The organism is Streptomyces sp. NPDC003032 (genome assembly GCF_053591415.1).
The window spans coordinates 40,708-66,437 of the sequence record NZ_JBSFTT010000035.1 but is presented as its reverse complement, the minus strand read 5'-3'; the positions used below and the strand labels follow the sequence as shown (position 1 = coordinate 66,437).

The window sequence follows — 25,730 nt, the reverse complement described above, 5'->3', positions numbered from 1 at the left end:
GTGGACGCGCTCGGGTGCCTCGCACTCGCCGCGGACCAGCTCACCGAGCGGGACGCCGAGCAGCGGGGTCAGGATCGCCCCCGCCCCCGACCCCGCCCCCGACCCCGCCCCCGACCCCGCCCCCGACCCCGCCCGGGCGGCGGATGTCACCAACTCCATCGGCGGAACGGCCCGGGTCCAGGGTCCCGTCGTCCAGGCCCAGGGCATCTACGGCGCGGTGCACATCCACCCCGCCGTGCCCGGCCCCGCCGCGGGCCGGGGCTTCGACGTCCCACGACAACTGCCTCCCGTGCCGGTCCACTTCACGAACCGGGTGCGCGAGCTGGCGGAGCTGGACCGGATGGCGGCGGCCTCGCCGGGCGCGCCGGTCATCGCGGTCATCAGCGGCCCCGCCGGGGTCGGGAAGACCACCCTGGCGCGCCGTTGGCTGCTGGGCATGGCCGACGCCTTCCCCGACGGCCAGCTGTACGCCGATCTGCGCGGCCACTCCGAGGGCGGCCCCGCGCAGCCCGGCGAACTCCTGGGACAGTTCCTGCGGGCGCTCGGGCGGGAGCGGATCCCCGTGGACCTGGCGGAGCAGTCCGCCTTGTGGCGCTCGGCCACCGCGGGCACGCGGATCGCTCTGCTGCTTGACAACGCTCTGAGCGCCGCGCAGGTCCGCCCGCTGCTGCCCGGAGGCGCCCGGGCGCTGACGGCGGTGACGAGCCGGGGGCGGCTGAGCGGCCTGGGCATGGACGGCGCCGCCTTCCATCCGCTGGACGTACTCGGCACCCACGACGCGGTGGAACTGCTCGGCCGCCGGATCGGCGCCGACCGCGTCATACGTGAGCCCGAGGCGGCCCTGGCCGTGGCGCGCGCCTGCGCGGGCCTGCCGCTCGCGGTGTGCGTCGCCGGGGCCCGTGCGGCGGCGCGCCCGCGGCAGCCCCTGGCCGCGATGGCGGGGGCGCTGCGCGGCGGCGGAGGCGGTGCGCTGCACGTGCTCAGAGTGGAGGGGGAGTACGCGGTGCGTGCCGCGTTGGACGCCTCGTACCGCCAGCTGAACCCCGAACTCGCCCGCGCGTACCGGTTGTCGGGTCTGGCCCCGGTCCCGCTCATCGGTGTCGGGACCGCCGCCGCGGCCTGCGCCCTGAGCACGGAGGAGGCGGATCGCCTGCTGGACGAGCTGGCCGAGGTGAACCTCCTCGAAGACCTGGGCCCCGACCCGCGGACCGGCGCGGGGCGCTACCGATTCCACGATCTGGTCAAGGCCCACGCGCAGCAGCTCGCCGCCGAACACGAAGGGCCCGAAGCGACGGACACGGTGGTGCGGCGGGTCGTGGACTTCTATCTGGCCGCCGCGACCGAGGCGGAGACGCTGCTCACGCCGAGCCACCGGATCCTGCCGCGCCGTTACGCGCCCCACCACCGCGCCCGCCCCGCACCGTTCGTCGACGCGCCCGGCGCGCTCAACTGGCTCGACGCCGAGCGGGCCCACCTCATGGCCGCGTTGCGTACCGCCGCGGAGCGCGGCTGGCACGACACGGCGTGGATGCTCGCGGACGCCATGTGGCCGCTCTTCCTCCGTCTTCGCCCCTACGACCTGTGGATCGAGGCCCATGAGATCGGACGCGAGGCGGCTTCCCGGGCGGGGAACAAGGAGGCCGAGAGCCAGATGCTCACCTCCGGAGGCGCCGGGCTGCGCAACGCGGGACGCCATGACGAGGCGGTCGTCTGGTTCGGCCGGGCGCTGGAGGTGGCGCGGCAGAGGGTGGCGGCGTCACAGGGCGGCCCGGCCCCTGGAGGCGGTGGGGGCGGACTGACGGCCGCCCGCCGGGCCGAGGCCCAGGCCCTGCACGGCCTGGGGCAGTCCCACAGGCTGGCAGGACGGCTGACCGAGGCCGTGCGGTACTTCCGGCGCGCCCTGCCGCTGCGTGAGGCGATCGGATACGGGCGCGGTGCGGCGCTGACCAGGATCTGTCTGGGCGACGTGGCGCTGGCCGACGGCCGCCCCGAGGAGGCGCTGTCCGAGCTGACCGCCGCCCGCGCCGCCCTGGTCGCCGAGGACGACCCCTATGACGCCGCCCGTGCCCTGGCCTTCCTCGGGCAGGCCGCGCTGAGGTGCGCGGGGGACGACGCGGCCGCCGTCGAGGCGGCGGAGGGCAAACTCACCCGGTCGCTGCATGAGTTCGAGGCGACGGGCTCCGTCCACTGGCAGGCACGCGTGTGGGAGATGCTCGGTGAGGCGGCCGAGGAGCGCGGGGACCCGGAGCGGGCCAGGCTCCGGTACGGCCGGTCCCTGGCCCGCTACAGAGCTGTCAGCGCTCCTGATGTGCGGCGGATCGAGGACCGTCTGAGCGGCCTGGGCGGATCTCCGCGTACCACTGGCACATCAGAGTGACGACATCACGGTCCGCCAACTCCGAGATGTGCGCGGCTGCTTCGGCCCGGCGGACGCCCCGGCGGATGCCGGTGATCCGGTCGGCCCGGCGTACCACCACCAGCGCGCAGCCCGGATAGCGCTCCAGAGTGCGTGAGGCCAGCCGCGCGGCGTCGGGGCCACGGCGCGGGCGGCCCGCGTAGAGGACATCGGCGCACTGCCGCCACGTCTCGTCCCCGGGACGGCCCGTGACGCGGCAGAGGCGGCGGCAGTCGAGGCAGACGATCACCGGTTCGGCCGGGACGACGGGGGCGTTCATGCCGGGATCCCGCCGGTGGCCTCCGCGTCCGCGTGGAACACCGGGACCGGCAGCAACGGCAGCGACGCCTCGTAGGCGGGCTGGCCGATCCCAAGGAGCCGGTACATCAGTCTCCGTGTGTTGCGGGCGAACCGGCCCGGCTCGGAGGTGATGCGGCGGCCGATCCGCGCGTACTCCTCGGCGGGGTACTCGGCGCGCGCGTACGCGAGCTGTGCGGCCAGCGGATGCGCGGGGGACAGCGAGGGCGCGGTCGTGGCCAGTTCGGCCGCCGGGGACGCGGGATTGACGTCCGCGGACGGGTAACGCGCCAGCAGGATCACCGCCCGGGTCAGCGTGGCGTACAGCGTCACCGAGCCGTGGTCGCCGATCACCCAGTCCGCGGCGATCAGCGGAACGCGCCAGTCGGTGTCCGGCGGCAGCACGACGATGCCTTGCCGCCGGGCGGCGGCCAGCCAGGACCGGACCTGCCAGCCGCCGTGTCCCGACCAGACGTTGGGGTGCACCAGGACCGCTATGCGGTGCCGGGCCGGGTCGAGCTCCGTCAGGAGCCGGGGCAGGAGCGCGTCCAGACGGTTGAACGACGAGCCGAGCCCCCACGTGGAGGAGACGAGGACCAGCCGCTGCCCGCGGCGCAGCCCGAGGGCCGCGCGGTAGCGCCGCCGCAGCGGGAGACTGGCCACGACCCGGTCGTGGCAGGCGTCCCCGACGACCTCGCTGACGGGCAGCGCCTCGGGGCAGGTGCGCGCCAAGGTGGCCAGCTCCTCGCGGTGGGCCAGGGCCAGCGCCTTCGGCACCACCTTGCCGTTCCGTGTCAGGTACTGCCGCCCCAGCGCGCCGACGGTCCGGGGCGCCCCCGGATCACGGTCGTCCGTCGTCCGGGACAGCTTGATGTGCCCGGCGCCGTGCGGCATCCGCAGCAAGGGCCCGCGCAGCCGGTCGATGCCCTGGGAACCGGCCGCGAGGACCAGGTCGAACTCCTGGCGCACCGCCTCCTTCCACGGCAGCACGGTGCTGTCAAGGGCGCGCAGGATGCGCTCCGCTCCGGCGTTGAAGGCGTGCGGCGCGATCGTGAAGTGGGTCTGGATCCGGAGGTCCGACTCCAGCAGCGGGAGCAGGTCCCGCAGCCGGCTGCCGTACACCTCGGTGTGGACGACGACGAGTACGCGCTTGCAGTTGGTCAGGGTCAGCCACTGCGTATCGCGCCCGGATCTGCTCTCAACCGCCATTGAATCCCCCGGTGTCGTGGGCTCCTGGTGTGCTCGGGCTTCGGGCCGGGGGATGCCCCGAAGTCCGGGCGCAAGGCTTGCGCGACGCTTGCGGAACCCTTGCAGCCGGAGCTAGAAGGTCAGCTTCCAGCTGTTGATGTACCCCGTGTCCTGTGCCGCCACGTCCTGCACCCGCAGCTTCCAGGCGCCGTTCGCGCTCTCGCTGGACGCGTCCACCGTGTACGTCGCGATGACGTTGTCCGCCGAGTCGTTGCCGCTGGAGTTCTTCAGGCGGTACGCGGTGCCGTCGGGGGCGAGCAGGTCGACGACCACGTCACCGCGCCAGGTGTGGCGGATGTCGACGTCCACCTTGAGGGCGGCCGGGGCGTTGCCGGTGCGGCCGGTCACGTTCACCGTCGAGGTCACCGCGGCGCCGTTGTCCGGGATGGTCACGTCCGTGGTGTTCTCGTAGCTGTCACCGGGCGGGACAGGGGTGTCCGTGCCGAGGGCCCAGACCGCGTGGGCGATGGCGTCGCTGTTGCGGTCCAGGGCGGTGTCGTTGATGTTCGACGTGGTGTCGCACGAAGAGTGGTAGCAGCGGTCGAAGGCCTGGCCCGCCGTGCCGCCCCACTTCTGCGCCTGAGCGCTGGACTTGGCGCGCTCGGCCCCGCTGAACAGGCCGCCGACCGGGATGCCGACGTTCTTGAACGGGGCGTGGTCGGAGCGGCCGTCGCCGTCGGTCTCGATCTCGGTCGGGATGTTCAGACCCGCGTAGTAGTCCTTGAAGGTCTTCTCGATGGCCGGGTCGTCGTCATAGACGAAGTAGCCGGCGTTCGGCGAGCCAATCATGTCGAAGTTCAGATAGCCGCTGACCTTTGAACGCTCCGTGGCGGGGAGGTTGTTCACGTAGTAGCGGGAGCCGACCATGCCGAGCTCCTCGGCGCCCCACCAGGCGAACCGCAGGTGCTTCGTCGGCTTCAGCTGGGCGCGCGAAACGGCGAGCGCGGTCTCCAGGACGCCGGCCGAGCCCGAGCCGTTGTCGTTGATGCCGGGTCCGGAGGAGACGCTGTCGAGGTGCGCGCCCGCCATCAGGACCTTGTTGGGGTCGCCGCCCGGCCAGTCCGCGACCAGGTTGTATCCGGTGGCGCCGCTGGACGTGAACTGCTGGACGGTGGTGGTGAATCCGGCCGCGTCCAGCTTGCCCTTCACATAGTCGATGGAGGCCTTGTAGCCGGGGCGCCCGTGTGCGCGGTTGCCGCCGTTGGCCGAGGCTATGGACTGGAACTGGGAGAGGTGCGCCTTGACGTTGCCGAGCGGCAGGTCGGGCGCCGCGAGCGTCGGGGAGGGGGCCGCGAGGGCCGTGGGCGCGGCGGTGGCGAGCAGGCCGCCGATGGCCAGCGTGGCGGCACCGGCGGCCGCCCGTCTGAGGAATGTCATGTGTGGGGCTCCGTATTCCGGACACGAGTGGGGACGGAACGTGCGAGGCGCCCCGCGACGCGGGTGCCGCGGGGCGCCATTGGAGCTGTGCGTTGCCTGATGTTGAAGCCCGCTTGACTCTCCGTCAAGGTCGGAAACCGGTCAGAATACGGGGAGTTGTGTTCAGATAGCGGACAACTGCGCTATAAGCGCCGGGCACGGATGGCATGCGGGTCAGAAGAACACTCCGCAGCGCAGCAGCACATTCGCGTACGGCCGCGCCTCACCGGTGCGGACCACCAGACGGGCCTCCGCCGAGCGGCGCTTCACCTCCTCGTGCGGGACCAGCTCCAGCGCCGGGAGGCTCTCCCGCAGCAGCCGTTCCGTCTCCGGGTTCGCCTCCCGGATCTCGTACGCCGCCGTCCCGCCCTCCACCACCAGCTCGGCGAGCAGACCGTCGAGGACCTCCGCGAAGGCGGGGACCCCGGCGCGGAACGCCAGGTCCACCACGCGCGGGCCCGCAGGGATCGGCATGCCCGCGTCGCAGACCAGGACCGTGTCGCCGTGCCCCAGCTCGGCGAGCGCGCCCGCGAGATGCCGGTTGAGGATGCCCGACTTCCTCACGGGGTCGGAACCTCTGACGCCTCCCGCGCGGCCGGGGCCAGCTCCGAGGCCGTCGGGTACGAGTCCTGCGCGCCCTTGCGGGTGACCGCCGCGGCGCCCACCCGCACCGCGTAACGGGCTGCCGTCGCGAGGTCCTCGCCGAGGCCGAGGCGCCAGCCGAGCGCGGCGGTGAAGGCGTCGCCCGCGCCCGTCGTGTCCACCGCGTCGACCTTCGGGCTCGGGACCCGTACGACGTCGGAGCCTTCCGCGGTGAGCGCGCCCGCCGAACCGAGGGTGATCACCACCGAGCTGGGCCCGAGCGCCAGCAGCCCGCGCGCCCACTCCTCGGGGGTCTCGCCCGCCTCGCCGCCGAGGATCACGCGCGCCTCGTGCTCGTTGACCACCAGCGGATCGCAGGCGGCGAGGACTTCGGCGGGCAGCTGGGCGGGCGGCGAGGGGTTCAGGACGAAGCGGGCACCGGGCCGCAGCGCGCGGACGACCTCGGCGACCGTGTCCAGGGGGATCTCCAGCTGGGTGGAGACCACCCGCGCCGCCGCGAGCAGGCCGCCCGCCGCGCGGACGTCCTCGGGGGTGAGGCGGGCGTTGGCGCCGGGCGACACCACGATGCTGTTGTCGCCCGACGGGTCGACCGTGATCAGCGCGACGCCGGTGGGCGCCCCGCCCACCAGGACGCCGACGGTGTCCACCCCGGCCGCGCGCTGCGCGTCGAGCAGGAGCGCGCCATGGGCGTCGTCGCCCACCCGGGCGAGGAGCGCCGTGCGGGCGCCGAGCCGGGCGGCGGCCACCGCCTGGTTGCCGCCCTTGCCGCCCGGGTGGACGGCCAGGTCCGAGCCGAGGACCGTCTCGCCGGGCGCGGGACGGCGCTCCACACCGACCACCAGATCGGCGTTGGCGGAGCCCACGACAAGGAGTTCGTAGTCGGCGGTCTCGGCGGTCTCGGCGGTGTCCGTGGTGTCCGTGGTCTCGGCGTGTTCGTCGTTCATGTGCTGCTTCCTGCTTCCGTACGGTGATGACGTGGGCCCGGCGAGGCGGCTTTGGGCGGTGTTCCGGTCGGTCAGGAGAAATCCCGCACGTTCTTCGACGTGACGACCTTCACCGGCACCTTCACCATCTCCCGTACCTCCTTGCCCCGCGCCGCCCGGACCGCGTTCCGCACGGCGATCCTGCCGAGCTCCTTGGGCTGCTGCGCCACGGACGCGTACAGCGTGCCCGCCTCGACCGCCTCGAGGCCGTCGGGGGTGCCGTCGAAGCCGACCACCGGCACCGACGTGCCCGCCTTGTCGCCGAGCGCCTTGACCGCGCCGAGCGCCATCTCGTCGTTCTCGGCGAAGACGCCGTCGACGCCCTTGTGGGACTGGAGGAGGTTCGTCATGACGTCCAGGCCCTTGGTGCGGTCGAAGTCGGCGGGCTGCTTGGCGACGACCTTGACGCCGGGGTACGCCTTGATGCCCTCGGCGAAGCCCTGCCCGCGCTCGCGGCTCGCGGAGGTGCCCGGTGTGCCCTGGAGGACGACGACCTCGCCCTTGCCGCCGAGCTTCTCGGCGAGGGTCTTGGCCGCGAGACTGCCGCCCGCCACGTTGTCGGAGGCGACGAGCGTCGCCGTCTCCGCCTTGTTGACGCCGCGGTCGGCCGCGACCACCGGGATGTCCTGCTTGTTGGCGCCGCGCACGGCCGGGCCCGCCGCGTCGGAGTCCACCGGGTTGACGATGATGGCCCGCACGCCCTCACCGGTGAAGTTCTGGAGCTGGTTGGACTGCTGGGAGGCGTCGTTCTGCGCGTCGGTGACGGTGAGGTCGACGCCCGCCTTCTCGGCCTCGGCCTGCGCGCCCTCCTTCATCTGGACGAAGAAGGGGTTGTTGAGAGTGGACAGCGACATGCCGATCTTCGTCGTCGTGCCCGAGGAGCCCGAGTTGAAGAAGGACACCGCGCCGACCACGGCCGCCACGACCACGGCGGCCACCGCGTACTTCACCGCCTGCGGGCCTCCCTTGCGCCCGGCCCCCGCGGCCCCGGAAGAGGCTCCCGGAGTCGACCCGGCCCGCCGGCGCAACGTATCCAGAAGGACCGCCAGCGCGATCACGACACCGATCACGACCTGCTGCCAGAAGGCCGACACCGAAAGGAGGTTGAGGCCGTTGCGAAGCACCGCGAGGATCAGCGCGCCGATGAGCGTGCCGGACGCCTTGCCGACGCCGCCCGCCAGGCTCGCCCCGCCGATGACGACCGCGGCGATCGCGTCGAGTTCGTAGCCCTGCGCGGCCTGCGGCTGCGCGGAGACGAGACGGGAGGCCAGCACGATGCCCGCGACCGCCGCGAAGAGACCGGAGAGCGCGTAGATGACGAGCTTCTGACGCTTGACGCGCAGCCCCGACAGGCGGGCCGCCTCCTCGTTGCCGCCGATCGCGTACATGGAGCGGCCGATGAACGTACGCCCGAGGACGACGGCCGTCACCAGACCCATCACGACCATCACGATCACCGGGATCGGCAGCCAGCCGCCCACGGTGTCACCGAGGTGCGAGACCGAGTCGGGGAACGCGATCGGGCTGCCCTGCGAGATCACCAGGGAGAGACCGCGGGCCACCGACAGCATCGCCAGCGTCGCGATGAACGACGGGAGCTTCCCGTACGAGACGAGCAGCCCGTTGACGAACCCGCACGCCATGCCCGTACCGACGGCGAGGACCACCGCGAGCCAGACCGGCAGCCCCTGCGAAGTCGCCGTCCACGCCAGGACGGTGGCCGACAGCGCGGCGACCGAGCCGACCGACAGGTCGATGCCCGCCGAGACGATCACGAACGTGACGCCGAACGCGAGGATCGCCGTCACGGCGGCCTGCACACCGACATTGAGCAGGTTCTGGGTGGTGAGGAAGTCGCCGGAGAGCAGCGACATCGCCACGACCAGGACTATCAGCGCGCTCAGCGCGCCGTTGTCGAGCAGGACGCGGCGGAGCGTCGCCGCGCCACCCGCGCCACCCGCGTCGCGCTTCATGGTTTCAGTGGCCACGGGAGCCCTCCGCTTCTTCTTCGTTCTGTACGTCCGTCGGGGACGCGGTGCCGACGGCGAGCGCCATCACCGCGTCCTGGGTCGCCTCGTCGGCGGTCAGCTCACCGGCGATCCGGCCCTGCGCCATCACCAGGACCCGGTCGCTCATGCCGAGCACCTCGGGCAGGTCGCTGGAGATCATCAGGACGGCGTGCCCGGAGGCCGTCAGTTCATTGATCAGCTGGTAGATCTCGACCTTCGCGCCCACGTCGATGCCGCGCGTCGGCTCGTCGAGGATCAGCACCTTGACGTCGGCGAGCAGCCACTTGCCGATGACGACCTTCTGCTGGTTGCCGCCGGACAGCGTGCGCACATGCTGGCCGAGGCCGGCCATCCGCACCCCCAGCTGCTCGGCGATCCGCGCGGCGGCCCTGCCCTGCCCCTTGAGGTCCACGAGCCCGGCGCGGGTCGCCGAACGCAGCGTGACCAGGCCGAGGTTCTCCCGCACGGAGGCGTCGAGGACCAGGCCCTGACCCTTGCGGTCCTCCGGTACGAGGCCGATGCCCGCGCCCATCGCGGCGTTCACGTCATGCCGGGGAAGCCGCTCGCCGCGCACGTCGACGCGGCCCGCGTCGTACGGATCGGCGCCGAAGACCGCGCGCGCCACCTCGGTGCGCCCCGCGCCGACCAGCCCCGCGAGGCCGACGACCTCACCGGCCCGCACCTCGAAGCTGACGTCGTGGAAGACGCCGTCGCGGGTGAGCCCCTCGACCGACAGCAACGGCGGTCCCGTGTCCGGGCGTCGACGCGGATACTGCTGCTCGATGCTGCGCCCCACCATGAGACGTACCAGCTCGTCCTCCGGGGTGGAGGCGGGCACCTGGTCGACACTGCGTCCGTCACGCAGGACGGTGACGCGGTCGCCGAGGGCGGCGATCTCCTCCAGGTGGTGGGTGATGAAGACGATGCCGACACCGTCCTCGCGCAGCGCGCGCACGATGGCGAAGAGCTTGTCGACCTCCTCGGAGGTGAGGACGGCGGTCGGCTCGTCCATGATGAGCACGCGCGCGTCCAGGCTCAGCGCCTTGGCGATCTCGACCATCTGGAGCCGGGCGATGCCCAGGTCACGCACCTTGGCGCGCGGGGACACCTGGACGCCGACCCGCTTCAGCAGCGCCTGGGCGTCGGCCTCCATCTTCTTGCGGTCGATCATGCCGAAGCGGCGCGGCTGGCGCCCCAGGAAGATGTTCTCGGCGACCGTCAGGTCCGGGACGAGGTTGAACTCCTGGTAGATGGTGGCGATGCCGAGCCGCTCGGCGTCCTGCGCGCCGTGGATGCGTACGTCCTTCCCGTCCACGACGATGCGGCCGCTGTCGGGGCGGTAGGCGCCGGAGAGCATCTTGATGAGGGTGCTCTTGCCCGCGCCGTTCTCGCCGAGCAGGACGTGCACCTCTCCGCGCCGCAGATCGAAGTCGACGGTGTCCAGCGCGACGACACCGGGGAACGTCTTGCGGATGCCTTCGATGCGCAGCACTTCGTCGGCGTGGCTCACGGCTTGCTCCTTCGCGTGCTCGGGGCGGGCTCGCCGCAGGAACGCCGGACGACGAGGCGGGCGGGCAGGGTCACGGACCGGGGATCGCGGCCCTCGATCCGGTCGATCAGCGCGTGCACGGCGGCCCGGCCGAGGTCGCCCGTCGGCTGGGCGATCGCGGTGACCGGCGGGTCGGTGTGCACGAACCAGGGGATGTCGTCGAAGGCCGCGAGCCCGATGTCGTGCGGGACCCGCAGGCCGTGCGCGCGGATCGCGTCGAGGGCGCCGAGCGCCATCAGGTTGTCGGCGGCGAAGACGACCTCGGGCGGGTCCGGCAGGGCGAGGAAGCGCTCGGTTGCGCGGCGCCCGCTGTCGGCCTGGAAGTCGCCCTGGCCGATGTAGGCGTCGGGCAGCGCGATGCCGTGCTCGCGCAGCGCCTCGCGGAAGGCCTCGACGCGCTCGCTGCCGGTCGTGGTGGCGGCCGGGCCCGCGATGATGGCGAGCCTGCGGTGGCCGAGTCCGTGCAGATGGGCGACGAGGTCACGGACGGCGCGGCGCCCGTCGGAACGTACGACGGGCACGTCCACGCCCGGAATCCACCGGTCCACGAACACCATTGGAGTGCCGGCGCGCACGGCGTCGAGCATCAGCGGGGAGCCGCCGTCGGTGGGGGAGACGAGCAGGCCGTCGATCCGCCGGTCCAGGAGGGTCCGTACGTGGTGGTCCTGGAGTTCGGGGCGCTCGTCGGCGTTGCCGATGATCACGCTGTAGCCGAGCGCGCGGGCGGCCTCCTCGACGGAGCGGGCCAGCTCCGTGAAGTACGGGTTGAGTACGTCGCTGATGACCAGGCCGAGAGTGCGGGTCTGGTCGGTGCGCAGGGACCGGGCGACGGCGTTCGGCCGGTAGCCGAGCGCGTCGACGGCGGCGACCACGCGGGCGCGGGACACGGGGCTGACCGAGGGGTGGCTGTTCAGCACGCGTGACACGGTGGCGACGGAGACGCCGGCTTGGGCGGCGACGTCCTTGATGCTCACGGAGCCCGAAGCCATCTTCGGTCCACCTCCTTGTGGAATCGATTACACGGAGAATTGGAATCGATTACACGGGGGTGTGGCAAGAGGGGGAGGGGGAGTGCGGGGTGAGTGAGACCTGATCGTGATGGACCGCCCGGCCGGGGGCTCAGGCCGTCCCGAACCGCACCGTCAGCCATGGGCTGTCCGGGTCCGTGGTCAGGACGCGGTGCGCGTGCAGTACGTCCGTGTACCAGGAGCCGAACGACTCCTCGTCGAAGTGGAGACAGCGGCCCAGGATGTAGCCCGCGGAGAACTCCTCCCATGAGGAGTACGCGGAGCGCGCGGCCTCTGACGTCCGTTCGATGGCGGCACGCAGCTCCGCCTCGGTCGCGTAGCGCGCGCCCCGGCCCCAGCGGGCCATCTTGGAGGCCCGGCCGATGTCCCAGGCCGCGACGGTACGGACGAAACCGTCCGGTGGCAGCAGTTCATCGGCGCGGAAGCGGGCCTCGTAGCGCAGGACCTTTCCGACCAGGGCGCGCATGGCGGCGACGAAGTCGTCAAGGTCGGGGTCGTCGCCAGGCCGGTGCGGGGCGTCGGGGCCGCCGGTCTCCACGACGCGGTTGCGCAGCGTCACCTCGACGCACTCCCGCCACCGCTCCGGGTCCAGCCGCGGCCCGACCTCGGCGATCACCGCGAGCCGGGCGCCGAGGACGAAGTCCCAGTACCAGGGGCTCACTTCGCGGTTGAGCAGGCGTTCCTGCGTGGCGAGCCACTGCTCCCGGCTGCCCACACCCCAGGACTCGGCGAGGCGGCCCACCTCGTTGCGGTGGCCGGCGCCGTGCCAGTCGAGCGTGTTCCACGGGTCGCCGTTGGCGAAGCACAGGTGCGCGCCGCAGGCGAGGCCGTGCAGGAGCGGGCCGGGCCCGGGCGCCCCCGTACGGCGGGTCTCGACACGGTCGCCGAGGCCGCCGTCCCGGTGGTGGCGCTCGTGCAGGTCGGCCCAGACCTGCCGCTCCTCGTCGGTGGTGAGGTAGTACTGCTCGCACGGCGTCGCCGCGTTGATCACCAGGATGTCCACGTCGTCGGGGCAGCCCTCGGCGAGCGCGCCGAGCGTGACGAACTCGTACACGACAGCGGGGTGCGGGCGCGGCAGCAGCCCCGCCGTGTACACCTGCGCCGCCTTCCGGCCGTCCGGCAGGTCGACGGTGAGCAGCGGGCTCGCGTCCGCGTCGGGGTCCTTCTCGTGCGGCGCCACCGGCCGGTACAGGCCCTCCACGGCGACGGCCCGCAGGTAGGTGTACGCGTCGTCGGCCTCGCAGAGTTCGTACAGATGCTCTTCGAGGTCGGCGGGCGCCTGCCAGCGGCTGCCGTCCGCCGGGGCGGGCACGAAGGGGAAGATCTCATCGTGGAACTCGTCCCCGGCCTCTTCCCCGGCTGCCGCGTGCATCATCGTTCTCCGCTTTCGGGTCCGGGCTAAGCAGTACGTGAATCGATCTTGCACCTTACCCGGGCACCTCGAGGCGTAGCGACTTCAAGCCGTTGATGAAGTGCGAGACCAGTCGGCGGGGCGGCGCCGCGAGGCGCGGCAGCGGCAGCGCACGGGTCACCTCCTCGTGGAACACGCGCAGTTGGAGGCGGGCGAAGTGCGCGCCCAGGCAGACGTGCGGGCCCTCGCCGAACGCCACATGGGGGTTGGGCGAGCGGGACAGGTCGAGGCGGTGCGGGTCGGCGAAGACGCGCTCGTCGTGGTGGGCGGAGGCGTGGAAGACGACGACCTTGTCCCCGGCCGCGATCGGCGTCCCCGCGAGGTCGGTGTCGCGCGCCGCGGTACGCCGGAAACTGAGCACCGGCGGGTGGCTGCGCAGCAGTTCGTCCACGGCCGTGGCCATCCCTGCCCTGCCGTCGCGCAGCCGCTCGTACTCACCGGGGTTCTCGGCGAGCGCGAGCAGCCCGCCCGGCGCGGCGCTCCGCACGGTGTCGTTGCCCGCGACGGTGAGCAGGAAGAAGAACATCTCCAGCTCGGGGGCGTCGAGTCCGGGGTCCGTGGCGAGGGTCGTCAGGATGTCGTCCTCGGGGTGGTCGCGCTTGTGCGCGACCAGCGTCCGCGCGTACGCGAACATGTCGCGCAGCATCGCGGGCGAGCGCGGATCGACGGGCCCGCCGCCGGGTCCGGGCACGGCCGGTGCGGCCTCGTCCGGGTCCTGGTAGCCGATGACGCGCCGCGTCCAGTGCAGCAGGAGGCCGCGGTCGTCCGGTGGGACGCCCAGCAGGTCGGCGAGGTTGAGGAGGGCGTACTCGTCGGTGACCTCGGTGACGACGTCGAAGGTGCCGTCGCCCGCGCGTGCCCCCTCCAGTGCCGCTGCGATCAGGGCACGGGCCCGCTCGCGCGCCCGCACCTCGAAGCGCGCGACCCGCTTCGGCGTGAACGCCCGACTGACGAGCCTGCGCAACCTGCCGTGTTCTGGGGGGTCCTGATTGAGCATCATGCGGCGGATGAACGGCAGATCGTCGGGGGCTGGGTCGCGGATCTGCGTGGCGCCCAGGTACGAGGAGAAGGTGACCGGATCCTTCAGGACGCGGACGACGTCGGCGTGCCGGGTGACGGCCCAGAACCCGGGCCCCGCGGCCCAGCCGAACACCCCGGGCTCCTCCTGCCAGGCCACCGGGTGGTGGTCGCGCAGCACGCGGTAGCGGTCGTGGGGGACCCCATGTGCGTACAGGCGAGGGTCGAAGATGTCGGGGACGGGTGGGGGCGGGGGCGTCGGCGAAGTGCGGGGGCTCATGCCCTGGGGGTCCCGGGGCTCGCTGAGGTCCCGGACGCCCCGGACCCCGTGTCCGCCCGCAAGAAGTCCTCCACCGTGCGGATCAGTTCAAGGGGCACCTCGTCCATCGCGTAATGCCCGGCCCCCGGCAGCTCCGCCAGCTCCCCCTGGGGGTACGAACGCAGCCACGTGCCCCGCATGAGGTCCGCCGACAGTGCCGGGTCGAGCGTGCCGGTGACGGCGAGCGCGGGCACCGGCGACCCCTCGACCTCGGAGTGGAAGTCGTCGTCCGCCCACGAGTCCAGCCAGGCGCGGAACGCCTTGGAGTCGCTGACCGCGAGGGAGCGCTCCACCATGCGGTCAAGCCAGGCCCCGGGGCGCACGCCACCCGTGGTGAAGTCGATGATGGCGCGCCGGTTCTCCGGAAGGTGCGCGGCGGAGGCGAACAACTCCCGCTGCTCCGGGGGAAGTCGCAACCCCGACGCGGGCACGGGCGACACCCCGACGAGACGGCGCACCCGGTGCGGGGCGGCGGCCAGGACCCGCTGCGCCACACTGCCGCCCATCGAGTGGCCGATCAGCGAGAACCGCTCCCAGCCGAGCCGGTCGGCGAGGTCGAGCACGTCGGCCGCGCCCTCGCCCGTCGTGTACGGGCCGACCGCGTCCTTCGCCTCGCCGTAGCCGCGCAGATCCACCAGCGCGTACTGGAACGCGCCGCCGTCGAGATCCGCGCGCACCGGATCGTACGCCGACCGGTCCGCGAACCAGCCGTGCACCGCGATCACCTTGTGGGCGCCGTCGCCGAGCAGGGTGTGGGGGAGCATGAAGGAGGCCACATCGACTCCGATCGCCGGCACGGTCCGACACCGGCATGGTCCGGGCGACACCGGCATGATCCGGGCGACGCCGGTCGACGCCGGCCCGCGTCCACGGTGACCCGAACCGTACGGCCGCGCAAGGGCGCGCCCCCAGGGCTGAGTGCGCTTCAGGGAGCGCGCCGACGAGAACGTCACCGGTACGGGTGGTGCGCGAGCAGCCCCGGGGTGAACTTGCCGGACGGCCTGCGGCCGGGCGCCGCGGTTGGTCAGAATGTGGCATGGCCATCCGTCGCCTCAGTTACCGGCTCGACAAGGAGCCGGACACCGGAGCCGTCCGTCTGATCCCCGCCGGGAGGCGAGGACGGGGATCAGAAGGACAGGAACCGACACAGGACCCGGATGAGTTCGGCGCCGCCGTCGAACGCGTCATCGGGTCGGGCTCCGAGCTGAGCTACAGCCTGCTCCCGGACGGCGGCCGCCTCCTGTGCGCGGCCCTGCCGGGACAGCGCGTCGAGGCGCTGCACCTGAGCGCCGACACACCGGGGCCGGGGCCCGTGTGGCCGATCGACACCTGGCGCTCCGCGGCCTGGGCGCCGGGCGCCGAGGAGACGCTCGGCGCCGGGTTCGTCGAATCCGAACTGCCCGTGCCCGAACTGCCCGTGCCCGAAGCGCACTTCGACCGCGGACTCCTCGTGGACCTCGCCCGGGAGCGCGCGGACCGCGTCGCGCCCTTCCTCACCGATGTCCGCCGCCTCTTCGAGGACCCCGCCGGGCGGCAGATCGTCCTCGTCGAGGAGGACCCCGAGACCGTGGCCCGCTGGGTCGCGCTGGCCTGCGCCTCGCTGCCCGAGGCCTACGTCCCCGCGCTGACGTTCACCACCTGGACCGCCGACCCGCGTCGCGCCCCGCAGCAGATCATCGGGACCGGCCCGGACGCGGACTTCGACCGCGCCGACGCGGCGACCGTCGAGTACCTCTACCGCGTGCACGACGCCACCGGCGGACCCCAGAGCCCGCCCGCCGAGTTCGACGCCTGGGCCCAGCTCACCGCCGAGCGGTGGATCTCCGGGAACCCTCCGCGTCCCGCACCCGGCGTGGGGGCACGGGCCGACGACGCCTTCGCGCTGCTCCCGCTCATCTCCGGCACGGCTGACGGCGCGGCTGACGGCACGGCCGACGGCACGGGCCACGGCAGGACGCCTTCCGGCGCCGACCTGGCGGGACTCGGCGACGACTGTCTGCGCGCGGTCTTCGACGCCCTCAGCCGCTCCGTGGCCCGGGGCGAGGCCGACTCCCGCGCCCTCGACGAACTCGACCGGCTCTGCCGAGGCCTCGAAGGCGACCGGGCCCGCGCGGCGCGCCCGCTGGCCCTGGCCCTCGCCAAGCACCGCCTCGACGCACCCCGCGCCCGCGACGCACTGCCCGGCCTGACCGCCCTCGAAGGGCTGCCGCTCGGCCAGGAGGCCTGGCGGCAGCTCCGCGAGGAGTACGGGGACCGCGCCGACGACGCCCTGCGCCGCGGACTGCGCGGCGCCCTCCCCACCTGGACGGAGCCGCTGCGGCTCGCCCTCGCCGTGGGCGCCGACGGCGGACCCGGGCTCACCGAGGCCATGGACCGGCTCGCGGCAGCACTGCTGCGCCCCGACAAACGTGACTGCGCGCACGCCGTCCAAGTCCTCGAAGAGGTCGACCACCTGCCGCTCACCCGCCGGGTACTGCGCCTGCTCACCGTGGACTTCACCGAGCGCAAACTCGACCGCCTGCGGGAACTGGCCGACTCCCCGCAGGGCGACTGGCTGCGCCGGCACATCAAGGAGGCGCCGCTCACCGTCCGTCTCGCCGCGGCCGCCGCGCACTGGCACGGACCACCGGACCACCTGCGCGGCGCCGAACTCTTCAGGCGGCTCACCGAACTCCTGCCCGGACAGCGGGTCGAGAACAAGGTGACGCTGGCGCTGCTGTGGCACATCGTGTGGCGCAACGACCCGCCGGACCGCGCCGAGCAGTCCTGGATCGCCCGCACCTGCACGCCCCGCCTGATCGCCGAGGCGGATCTCGGCCGCCGCGTCATCGGCTGGCTGAGGGACCCCGACCGCTGCGACCCCGAACTCGTCGAGTTCGCCCGGCAGATGCGCGAAGACGGCAAGCTGGGCGCCGGCGACCGCCACACCGCCGCCCTCCTCGTGGCCGCCCAGGACCTCGCCGACGGACGGCTGCCCCTCACCCGGCCCTCCATCGACCGCCTCGGAGAACTGTTCCGCAAGGCCCCGCCGCCGGGCCCGGTCCTGCGGCAGGGCATCGACGAGCGGGTGGGCCGCGCCCTCGCCGGAGCCAACCCTCTCGACGTCTGCGAGTCCCACGGAGTGCGGATCCTCTTCGCCGCCGGACCCGAGCTGCTGCGGCCCTACCGCGCGTACTTCCTGGACGACCGCACCCACGACCGCCTCCTGCGCGAACTGCCCGCGAAACCCGTCGAGTTGGCCGCGTACTTCCACATCTGGCGGCCCCGGCAGCGGTACGGCGTCAGCGCGGAGTGGCGCTCGGTCGCCGCGGAACTGCTCGACCAGGTCCTCGCGCCGGTCCTCGCGCACGTGGACGACCATCACCTCGGCCGCGTGGCCACCGTTCTCCAGCGCGAGAACCAGGACGTACAGAGCTGGACGGCCTGGCGCCACCAGATCAGACACCGGGACGAGTGACCCGTACGCCCACACCCACCCCCACAAGCACCCTTCACCGCACCACCGGAAAGGACCAGAGTGAGCGACACCACCGACACCGTCGTCGTCGACAACTTCCCCGGCGGCAGTATGGCCAGCCGGCCCGTGCACTTCATCTGGATGCTCGACTGCTCGGGCTCCATGGGCGTCAACGGCAAGATCGGCGAGCTGAACTTCGCCATCCGCGAGGCCATCCCCGAGATGCAGCAGGCCGCCCAGTCCAACCCCGCCGCCTCCCTGCTGGTACGCGCCATCACCTTCGCCAGCGGGGCGAGCTGGCACGTCAGCGACCCGACGCCGGTCGACCAGTTCTCCTGGGAGGACGTGCACATCTACGGCGGCACGGACATGGGCGCCGCGTTCAAACTCGCGGCCGGCGCGCTCCAGACCCCGCCGATGCCGCAGCGGGCCCTGCCGCCGGTGCTCGCGCTCGCCTCCGACGGGCAGCCCACCGACGACTGGCGCGCCGGGCTGCGCGCCATCGACGGGACCCCGTGGGGCAAGCGGGCCGTGCGCGTCGCGGTCGCCATCGGTGACGACGCCGACAAGAGCATGCTCAAGGAGTTCCTCGGCAACCCCGAGCTGGAGCCGCTCCAGGCGAAGAACCCCCGCCAGCTCGCCGCCGCCATCCGCTGGATGTCCACCGCGGTCGTCAAGGACGCCTCCACCCCGAAGGTCGACGACGGCGCGAAGCCCGCGACGCCGATCGACGTCCCGTCGATGACCAAGGGCGAAGACGACATCTGGTGAGCGGACCGCAGACAGCGACCGGACCGGATCCGGTGTCGGGCCGCCGGACGGCCGCCGCCCCCTGGGAGCTGCTCAGCGGCGCGGTCAAAGGAGTGGCGAAGAAGTACAGCCAGGACCGCGGCGCCGCCCTGCCCGTCGCAGGGGGCCGCGCGATCGTCCTCGCCGTCGCCGACGGGCACGGCAGCGCCGCCCACTTCCGCAGCGACCTCGGGGCGCTCTGGGCGGTCGAGGAGTTCACGGCGTGCGCCAGGACCTTCGCGTACGAAGTGGTCCGTGTCGGCGGTGACGCCGCGGCCTGGACCGCACTGCGCGAAGAGGCGCGCCGCCTGCCGCAGCGGGTCGGCCACGGCTGGCACGAGCGGGCCCTGCTGCACGACCGCAACTCGCCCGCGCACGGCGCCCGTCCGGCGACGGCGTGGCGCGCGGCGACGGAGCGCGACCGCAAGGAACCCCCGGACCTCGCCGCGTACGGCAGCACCCTCATAGGCGCGGTGCTCACGGAACGCATGGTTTTCTGCTGGCAGTTGGGCGACGGCGACATCGTGCTCGTCGACGACGCGGGCACCCCGCACACCCCGCTCTCCACCGGACCCGACATGGGCGACGAGACCGACTCGCTCTGCGAGTCCGAGCCCTGGCGCAAGACCCGCTCGCACTGGCAGCCCTTCACGGGCGGCGCCCCGCCCTGCGTGCTGCTCTCCACCGACGGGCTCTCCAAGAGCTTCGCCGACCACCAGGGGTTCCTGGACTTCGCCACCGGAGTCGGCGACCGCGCCGCCGAGCAGGGCGTGGCGGCGGTCCAGAGCCAGCTGCCGGACTGGCTGACGCGGGCCGCCGCGTTCTCCGGGGACGACACGACACTCGTGGGCGCCGTCGCGGCGGGCCCACGGCGCGGCGACGAATCGTAGACGAAGCTCAAGAGCAGAAACGCAGAGAGGAACACAATGGTGAACGGCATGCTCGCCGCCGGAAAGACCCTGGTGGCCGAGTCGGGGGAGAAGCTCGAGGTCGCCGAACTCTTCGGCTCCGGCGGCCAGGGCGAGGTCTACCGCGTCAAGACGCCCACCGGCGACCGCGCGGTCAAGTGGTACTACCCCCAGCTGGCCGACGCCCGCCAGCGGGAGATCCTCGAAGGGCTCATCGCCAAGGGCTGGGACGACGACCGCTTCCTGTGGCCGCGCTCCATCGTGATGGACCCCGAGGGCAAGCAGCCCGGCTTCGGCTACCTCATGGACGTACGGCCCGCCCGCTTCTGCGACCTGCCCGCCCTCTTCCGCCGCGACCCCTCGGTGTCCGCCGCGACGATGCGCACCCTGGTGACCGTGGCGCTGCACACCGTCGAGGCGTACCGCGCCCTGCACTCCCGGGGCATCGCCTACCGCGACATCAACTGGGGCAACATCTTCTTCGACCCGCGCACCGGCGACGTACTGGTCTGCGACAACGACAACGCCGTCGTGGACGGCGCCGAGGCGGGCGTCGCGGGCACCATGGACTTCATGGCACCCGAGCTGGTGCGCGGCGACAAGGACACGCTGCCCGGCACCCAGAGCGACCTGCACTCGCTCGCCGTGCTCCTCTTCTACCTCCTGATGAACGATCACCCCTTCAACGGCACTCTGGAGTTCAACATCCGCTGCCTCGACATGGCGGCCAAACGCAAGCTGTACGGCACGGATCCCGTCTTCGTGTACGACCCCGAGAACACCCGCAACCGCCCGGTGGCCGGCGAGCAGCCGACCGTCGTCGCCGGCTGGAACGCGCTGCCGCAGATCCTGCGCGACCTGTTCGTCCGCACCTTCACGGTCGGCCTGCACAATCCGTCCCTGCGGGCGCGCGAGACACAGTGGCGCGAGGCGCTCAGCCAGGTCCTCGACGCCATCACGCAGTGCGGCACCTGCGGCAAGCAGAACCTCACCCAGCCGGACGGCGCGCCCCCCGAGTGCTGGAAGTGCCGCACCACGCTGACCCTGCCGCCCCGACTCGAACTGGTCACCGGCACCGGCACGTTGCGCACCCGGCGCGGCATCCGGCTCGCCCCGAGCGCCCGCGTCTACGCCCACCACCTGCGCGACGACCCCGAGCGCCACGACTTCACCGCCGTGGTCGGCGAGGTCACCGAACACCCGCAGCAGCGCGGGCGGTTCGGCCTCACCAACCGTACGAAGTCCGTGTGGACGGCGCGCAAGGACGACGGCACCGTGCGGGACGTGGACCCGGGCAGGACGATCGCGCTGCGGTCGGGGCTGCTCATCGAGTTCGGGGGCGGCACGGAGGCCGTGGTCAAGGAGTAGCCCCCCGGCCGCCTCATGGCTGCTGACGCCGCCGGCGCCGCCACCACGCCCACCACCGGGGCGGCGCGGGCGGCGGCGGAGGCGGTGGCGGAGGTGGTGGCGGCGGAGGTGCCGCCGGCAGGACCGCGTGGGCCGGGGGCGTGTCGATGGCCACGGCGTCGGGGCGGGGCAGCGGCACCGCGGTGACCGCGCACCGCTCGGCGGAGACGGGGATCTCCACCCGCCCGGCCAGCAACGCGCTGCGCGCCACGCGCCGCTCACCGGCCCGCAGCCCGTCGCCCCACGCCACGCGCACCAGGACCGCCGGCTCCGGCCACTCGAAGCGCACCTCGGCACGGTCGGAACCGAGCCGACGCACCGACAAGTCCTTTATGGCCACCAGGTGTTCGATGACGACACTCGGTCCGGACACCGCCCGCTCACCGAGCACGCTCACCGCCGTCACACGGACGCGCTGCTCGGGCCGCGGTGCCAGCTCGGCGCACGACTGAGCGTCGACCGACGTCGCCGGGATGCGGTCCACCGCGCCCACGAGGTCCGACACGTCCGTGCCCGGCGGGACGGGCCCCGCCGCCCACGGCAGGAGCAGCCCGTCGCCGACCGCGGGCGGCCGCCAGGCGATGGTGACGCGCCCGCCGTCCGCGTGCCGCCGCACGGTCAGCTCCTCCACCGGCGAGGGCCACTGCTCGGCGCGCGCGGTGACGGTGACGCCACGGGACCACACGAGGCCGCCGTCCGGATCGCGGTAGCCACAGCGCACCTCGTAGGTGTACGTCCCCGGGGCGAGCGGCACGTCGAGCAGCCGCTCGTGCTCGCACTCCACCCGAACCAGCGACGCCCCGCCCCAGGCCTCGGTGTCGTCACCCGTGCCCGAGCGCGTCACCCGCACCTCGGCGGCCGCCGGGTCGGGCCGCCAGCGCAGCCGTACGCCGCCCGGTACGACGGTGGCACGCAGCTCCGTCACGACGGGGGTGAGCAGCACCGGGCCGGTGACGCGCGGCACCCCGGCGATGCGGTCGCGGCGCAGCGGGAACACGGCGTACCGCAGGGGGCGGCCCACCGGGGCGTCGGCGTCGGCGCTCCACGGCCCCGTCTCGCCCGCCGCCGTCTCGACCGCCAGGTCCGGCGCGCCGTCCGGGAAGCGCAGGACACGGTAGGTGACGCCGGCCGCGCGGCGCGGCGGCGCGCACCAGGACAGCCGTACGGTCCGCTCGTCGGTCACGGCGCTCACCTCGGCCTCGGCCGGGGCGAAGGGGTCGTCGGCGAGGAGGGCGGCCGCGCGCAGCAGCCCCGTCTGCGCGTGCGGGTCGTCCCTGGCCAGGCGGAACGCGCCGAGCCAGGCGGTGGCGGCGGCGCGCAGTGCGCCGGCGGCCTCCGACTCCGCGCCGTCGGCGGCGAGCCGGTCCACTTCCGCCGCTCGCGCGCGGACGGCGTCGACGAGTGCGGTCAGCCGGTGGTCGTCCGGCCCGTCCGGGGGGACGGAGCCGCGTGGGAGGCGCGCCACGATCCGCTCCGCCTCGCGCAGCCGCACCCCCGGCCATACGTCGTTGAGCGTCTCGGCGGCGTGCCGGGCGGGCCCCGGTCCGGGGAACCCGGCGGCCACCGCGGCGGCGAGCTGTCCCGCCTCGCCGCGGTGCACGCCGAGGGCGACGGCCTCGGCGGCTCCCGGGGTGCCGCCGTCGTTCGTGAGGAGGCAGCAGATCTCCCACAGGACGATGCGGCGCAGGCCCATCGCGTCGTCGAGCAGGACCGTCTCCAGTACGTCCACCAGGGCCGCGGCCTCGTGGGCACGCGGCTCCCCGGAGGCCCGCCACCGGGCGCTCGCCTCCTGGACGTACGGCCGGTCGACGCGCCGCCAGATGCCGCCTCGGCCGGGGAACCAGAGGCCGTCGAGGACACGGAAGCCGTCGTCCGTGTCGGCTTTCGGAAGCGTGCCGAAGACGGCGTCCGTCGCGGACGCGGCCGACGGTGCGCGCAGCACGTCCGCCGCATGCCGGAAGCCCGACTTCCGTATGGCCTCGCGCAGCGCGACGTAGCCCCGCATGCCGGGGCAGCGGGGCAGGGCGGGCAGCGGCGCGCTGCCGCCGCTCGCCCTCGGGTGCTCGCCGGGGCGCAGGACGGGCATGTCTCAGCCGCCCGGCGCCGTGTAGAAGTACACCCGGACCACGGCGGTCCCGGGGCTCTTCCCGAGATTGTGGAAGTCGTCCGTCGCCGTCTTCTTGGTGAACATGTCCGGACGGCCCTTGCCGAGCAGCGCGTTGACGCGGTGGGCGTAGACGGTGCCGTTCGGGCCGCCGCCGAACGTCAGCACGAGCGCGGCCGTGCGGCCCGACCACTCCCGGGTGCCCTTCGAGATCTGCGAGACGAGGGCGCCCTTGCCCCTGCCCGACACCCGGAACTCCTCCGGGTCGCGGTCCACCGAACGGGGTCCCGTCGGGGTCGGCGACGCCGTACCGCCCTCCGACGGTGAGGGCTTCGGGCGGTCGTCGGCCCGCGGGTCCGGACGGTCGGCCATCGATACGAGCGCGAGCACGAGCAGCAGATCGGCGAAGAGCCACCCCGCGAGCACGACCACCCCGAGCCGCCGGCCACGCCGGCGCGCTCCCCGCCCTCGACTCACGCGACGCCTCCGTCGCGCGGGGCGGAGGGCGGGGGCAGCCGGGTCGTCCAAGGATCATCGAACGGAGGATCCGGCGGAGAGTCCATGCCCGGCTCAACGGGCCACCCCGACGCGGGCAGGGGACTGCCGTCAGCGGCCAGACCGTCGGGCCCCACATCACCGCGCGCCGCGCCTGGCCGGGCCCCACCCACGCTGCCTCCATACGACCGACCCACTCCACCCCCGAACACCTGCCCCGAGCTGCCGCCGTACGGTTGGGTTGGGCCCGCGCCGTATGTCTGGCCGGAGCTGTCATCGTACGGTTGGGCTGGGCTGGGGCCAGGGGTCTGGGTTGAGGTGCCGCCGTACGGTTGGGTGGGGCTGGGGCCGTATGTCTGGCCGGAGCTGTCATCGTACGGTTGGGCTGGGCTGGGGCCAGGGGTCTGGGTTGAGCTGCCGCCGTACGGTTGGGTGGGGCTGGCGCCGTATGTCTGGCCCGAGCTGTCATCGGGCAGTTGGGCTGAGCCGTTGCCGTATGTCTCGCCCGGGCTGCTGCCGTACGGTTGGGCTGAGCTGTCGCCGTACGATCCGGCCACGTCCCCGTGGGCTCCGCTCGGGCTCGCGCTCGCGCCGTACGAGCCGCCGTTCGCCCCGTGTGCTCCACCGTCGGAGCCGTACGACCCGCCGCCCGCGCCGCCGTTCGCCGCATATGCGGCGCTGCCGGAGCCGTACGACCCGCCATCCGCGCCGCCGCTCGCCGCGTACGCCCCACCGTCCGTGCCCTGCGTCCCGCCGCCGCTCGCCGCGTACGCCCCGCCGCCCGTGCCCTGCGCCCGGCCGTCCGCGCTGCCGTAGGGCCCGCTGTCTGTGCCCTGCGTCCGGCTGCTGCTCGCCGCGTACGCCCCGCCGTCGGAGCTGTACGCTCCGCCGTCCGTGCCCTGCGCCCGGCCGTCCGCGCCGCCGTACGTCCCGCCGCCACCCGCCCCGTACGCCCCGCCGTCGGAGCTGTACGCTCCGCCGCCCGTGCCCTGCGCCCGGCCGTCGGCGCCGCCGTACGTCCCGCCGCCGCTCGCCGCGTACGCCCCGCCATTGAAGGGCTGCGGCCCCGTGCCCGCGCCGTACGACGTGCCGGGCGTGCCGCCCTCCGATGGCAGCGGAAGCGGCAGCGGAAGCGGCAGCGGCAGGGAAGGCAGGGCGGAGGCCAGCGTGTCCATGCGGGCGTCGAGGCGGGCCGCCGCGTCCTGCCAGTGGGCCGCCGCCGCGTCCCACCGCTCCGTGGCCTCCCGCATGCCGTCCACCGCGTCGACCGTGCGGCCGGTGCTCGACACCAGGGCCTGTGAGGCCAGTTCCGTAGCCCTCGCCACCGACTCGGACTTGGTGACGAGCGACTGCTGAGCCGTGACCAGCGCCTTCAGGGAGGCCTCTACCGTGTCGCCCGCCGCCTTGACGTGGTCGGCGATCCCGCGCGCCGCGAGCGCGTTGGCCCGGCCCGCCTTGGCGGTCGCCGCCGCGCCGTCGCGCAGGGTGGTGTCGATGCGGTCCGCCGCGTCACCGAGCTTCGGCACCTCCTTCGTGAGGGACAGCGCCGCGGTCTTCAGCGCGTCGGTGGCCCGGCCCACGGACGCCGTGGCGCCACTGAGCGCCTTGTGGCTCTGCTCCGCCTTCGTCGCGAGGTCGCCCATCTCCTTGGCGGCCTTCGTCAGCTCCGCGGTGAACTGCTGCGGCGACGCGGTGCGATGCGGCGCCAGCACCATCTGCGTACGGGTCAGCACCGACGCCAGCTCGGCGAGCAGCCGCTCCCTGTCCGCCTCCTGCGCCGCGTCGTCCCGCTCCGCGCGCACCCTCACGCGCGCGTGCCACACCGACACCGCCACGAGCAGGGCGATGAGGAGTACGGCCATCAGCGCCACGTTCTCGAACCGTCCGAGCGACGACAGATGCCCGCCGAAGCCCGACTGCCACAGCTGGAGGAAGGGGCGCGTCGCCTGATCGGGGTCCACCTCGGCCAGTTCCCCGTACGCGCGCACGGCCTCCCGCAGTCCGAACCAGGTGATCAGGAGCGGGATGAAGACGAGCACCCCGAGGGCCGCCTCCAGGAGGCGGTCGCGACGCCCCGACGTCTGTTCGGGCGGCGTATGTACGCTCTCCGGGCGTACATACGTCCGGACGAGGTCGACCTCCGCCCACCGGTCGAGCTGCGACATGCCACCCAAGTCCTTGTGGAGAACAGCTAGTTCGGCCGAGCGCGGCGCGAGCGCGGACAGGGCCGCCAGCCGCTGCAACTCCTTGATGATCAAGGCTTTGTCGAGCAGTTCTGCGGGCGTCAAGCGGGTT

General features: G+C 73.5%; 19 protein-coding genes. 5 read left to right on the top strand and 14 right to left on the bottom strand.

The window, feature by feature from the left end; genetic code table 11:
- A partial coding sequence (locus ACWDZ7_RS34730) for a tetratricopeptide repeat protein (RefSeq protein WP_451802583.1) occupies window positions 1-2,377 on the top strand: 2,377 nt, incomplete at its 5' end.
- On the opposite strand, the gene ACWDZ7_RS34725 is transcribed toward ACWDZ7_RS34730, so the two are convergent.
- The 11 genes from ACWDZ7_RS34725 to ACWDZ7_RS34675 form a co-directional block, all read right to left on the bottom strand.
- Complete coding sequence (locus ACWDZ7_RS34725) at window positions 2,295-2,675, bottom strand: hypothetical protein (RefSeq protein WP_451802581.1); 381 nt, start codon at window positions 2,673-2,675, stop codon at window positions 2,295-2,297. The genes ACWDZ7_RS34730 and ACWDZ7_RS34725 overlap by 83 nt on opposite strands.
- Window positions 2,672-3,901 (bottom strand): hypothetical protein, encoded by a 1,230-nt coding sequence (locus ACWDZ7_RS34720; protein WP_451802579.1) that lies wholly within the window; start codon window positions 3,899-3,901, stop codon window positions 2,672-2,674. The genes ACWDZ7_RS34725 and ACWDZ7_RS34720 overlap by 4 nt, the downstream gene beginning before the upstream one ends.
- A 111-nt stretch (window positions 3,902-4,012) precedes the next feature.
- The gene (locus tag ACWDZ7_RS34715; RefSeq protein WP_451802577.1) at window positions 4,013-5,317 is read right to left on the bottom strand and encodes a M28 family metallopeptidase; all 1,305 of its coding nucleotides are present in this window, start codon (window positions 5,315-5,317) and stop codon (window positions 4,013-4,015) included.
- Between the two features lie 213 nt (window positions 5,318-5,530).
- Complete coding sequence (gene rbsD, locus ACWDZ7_RS34710; RefSeq protein WP_451802575.1) at window positions 5,531-5,920, bottom strand: D-ribose pyranase; 390 nt, start codon at window positions 5,918-5,920, stop codon at window positions 5,531-5,533.
- On the bottom strand, window positions 5,917-6,903 hold the full coding sequence (locus ACWDZ7_RS34705) for a ribokinase (protein WP_451802573.1): 987 nt from the start codon (window positions 6,901-6,903) through the stop codon (window positions 5,917-5,919). The genes rbsD and ACWDZ7_RS34705 overlap by 4 nt, the downstream gene beginning before the upstream one ends.
- Window positions 6,904-6,974: 71 nt before the next feature.
- The gene (locus tag ACWDZ7_RS34700) at window positions 6,975-8,930 is read right to left on the bottom strand and encodes an ABC transporter permease/substrate-binding protein (protein ID WP_451802571.1); all 1,956 of its coding nucleotides are present in this window, start codon (window positions 8,928-8,930) and stop codon (window positions 6,975-6,977) included.
- The gene (locus ACWDZ7_RS34695; protein ID WP_451802569.1) at window positions 8,920-10,461 is read right to left on the bottom strand and encodes a sugar ABC transporter ATP-binding protein; all 1,542 of its coding nucleotides are present in this window, start codon (window positions 10,459-10,461) and stop codon (window positions 8,920-8,922) included. The genes ACWDZ7_RS34700 and ACWDZ7_RS34695 overlap by 11 nt, the downstream gene beginning before the upstream one ends.
- The gene (locus ACWDZ7_RS34690; protein ID WP_451802567.1) at window positions 10,458-11,489 is read right to left on the bottom strand and encodes a LacI family DNA-binding transcriptional regulator; all 1,032 of its coding nucleotides are present in this window, start codon (window positions 11,487-11,489) and stop codon (window positions 10,458-10,460) included. Before ACWDZ7_RS34690 ends, ACWDZ7_RS34695 begins: the two co-directional genes overlap by 4 nt.
- Before the next feature lie 130 nt (window positions 11,490-11,619).
- The gene (locus tag ACWDZ7_RS34685) at window positions 11,620-12,900 is read right to left on the bottom strand and encodes a DUF1266 domain-containing protein (protein ID WP_451802565.1); all 1,281 of its coding nucleotides are present in this window, start codon (window positions 12,898-12,900) and stop codon (window positions 11,620-11,622) included.
- A 55-nt stretch (window positions 12,901-12,955) separates the two neighbouring features.
- Entirely contained in the window at window positions 12,956-14,236 is a 1,281-nt protein-coding gene (locus ACWDZ7_RS34680; RefSeq protein ID WP_451802563.1) for a cytochrome P450, read from the bottom strand.
- The gene (locus ACWDZ7_RS34675) at window positions 14,233-15,051 is read right to left on the bottom strand and encodes an alpha/beta fold hydrolase (RefSeq protein WP_451802588.1); all 819 of its coding nucleotides are present in this window, start codon (window positions 15,049-15,051) and stop codon (window positions 14,233-14,235) included. Before ACWDZ7_RS34675 ends, ACWDZ7_RS34680 begins: the two co-directional genes overlap by 4 nt.
- A gap of 260 nt (window positions 15,052-15,311) precedes the next feature.
- Between ACWDZ7_RS34675 and ACWDZ7_RS34670 the strand changes: the two genes are divergently transcribed.
- From ACWDZ7_RS34670 to ACWDZ7_RS34655, 4 genes are all read left to right on the top strand, one after another.
- The gene (locus ACWDZ7_RS34670) at window positions 15,312-17,732 is read left to right on the top strand and encodes a GTPase-associated protein 1-related protein (RefSeq protein ID WP_451802562.1); all 2,421 of its coding nucleotides are present in this window, start codon (window positions 15,312-15,314) and stop codon (window positions 17,730-17,732) included.
- 111 nt (window positions 17,733-17,843) lie between these two features.
- Window positions 17,844-18,503, top strand: coding sequence for a vWA domain-containing protein (locus tag ACWDZ7_RS34665; protein WP_361181015.1), 660 nt, complete (start codon window positions 17,844-17,846; stop codon window positions 18,501-18,503).
- Window positions 18,500-19,411, top strand: a complete 912-nt coding sequence (locus ACWDZ7_RS34660) for a protein phosphatase 2C domain-containing protein (protein WP_451802561.1) — start codon at window positions 18,500-18,502, stop codon at window positions 19,409-19,411. The genes ACWDZ7_RS34665 and ACWDZ7_RS34660 overlap by 4 nt, the downstream gene beginning before the upstream one ends.
- Window positions 19,412-19,459: 48 nt before the next feature.
- The gene (locus tag ACWDZ7_RS34655; RefSeq protein ID WP_451802559.1) at window positions 19,460-20,797 is read left to right on the top strand and encodes a protein kinase domain-containing protein; all 1,338 of its coding nucleotides are present in this window, start codon (window positions 19,460-19,462) and stop codon (window positions 20,795-20,797) included.
- Between the two features lie 13 nt (window positions 20,798-20,810).
- Here the strand turns inward: ACWDZ7_RS34655 and ACWDZ7_RS34650 are convergent, their stop codons facing one another.
- Genes ACWDZ7_RS34650 through ACWDZ7_RS34640 form a run of 3 tightly spaced genes read right to left on the bottom strand, consistent with a single transcriptional unit; the run spans window position 20,811 to window position 25,723 of the window.
- Window positions 20,811-22,922, bottom strand: coding sequence for a hypothetical protein (locus tag ACWDZ7_RS34650; RefSeq protein WP_451802557.1), 2,112 nt, complete (start codon window positions 22,920-22,922; stop codon window positions 20,811-20,813).
- Between the two features lie 3 nt (window positions 22,923-22,925).
- The gene (locus ACWDZ7_RS34645) at window positions 22,926-23,417 is read right to left on the bottom strand and encodes a hypothetical protein (RefSeq protein ID WP_451802556.1); all 492 of its coding nucleotides are present in this window, start codon (window positions 23,415-23,417) and stop codon (window positions 22,926-22,928) included.
- The gene (locus tag ACWDZ7_RS34640; protein ID WP_451802554.1) at window positions 23,414-25,723 is read right to left on the bottom strand and encodes a hypothetical protein; all 2,310 of its coding nucleotides are present in this window, start codon (window positions 25,721-25,723) and stop codon (window positions 23,414-23,416) included. The genes ACWDZ7_RS34645 and ACWDZ7_RS34640 overlap by 4 nt, the downstream gene beginning before the upstream one ends.
- Between the last annotated feature and the right edge of the window lie 7 nt (window positions 25,724-25,730).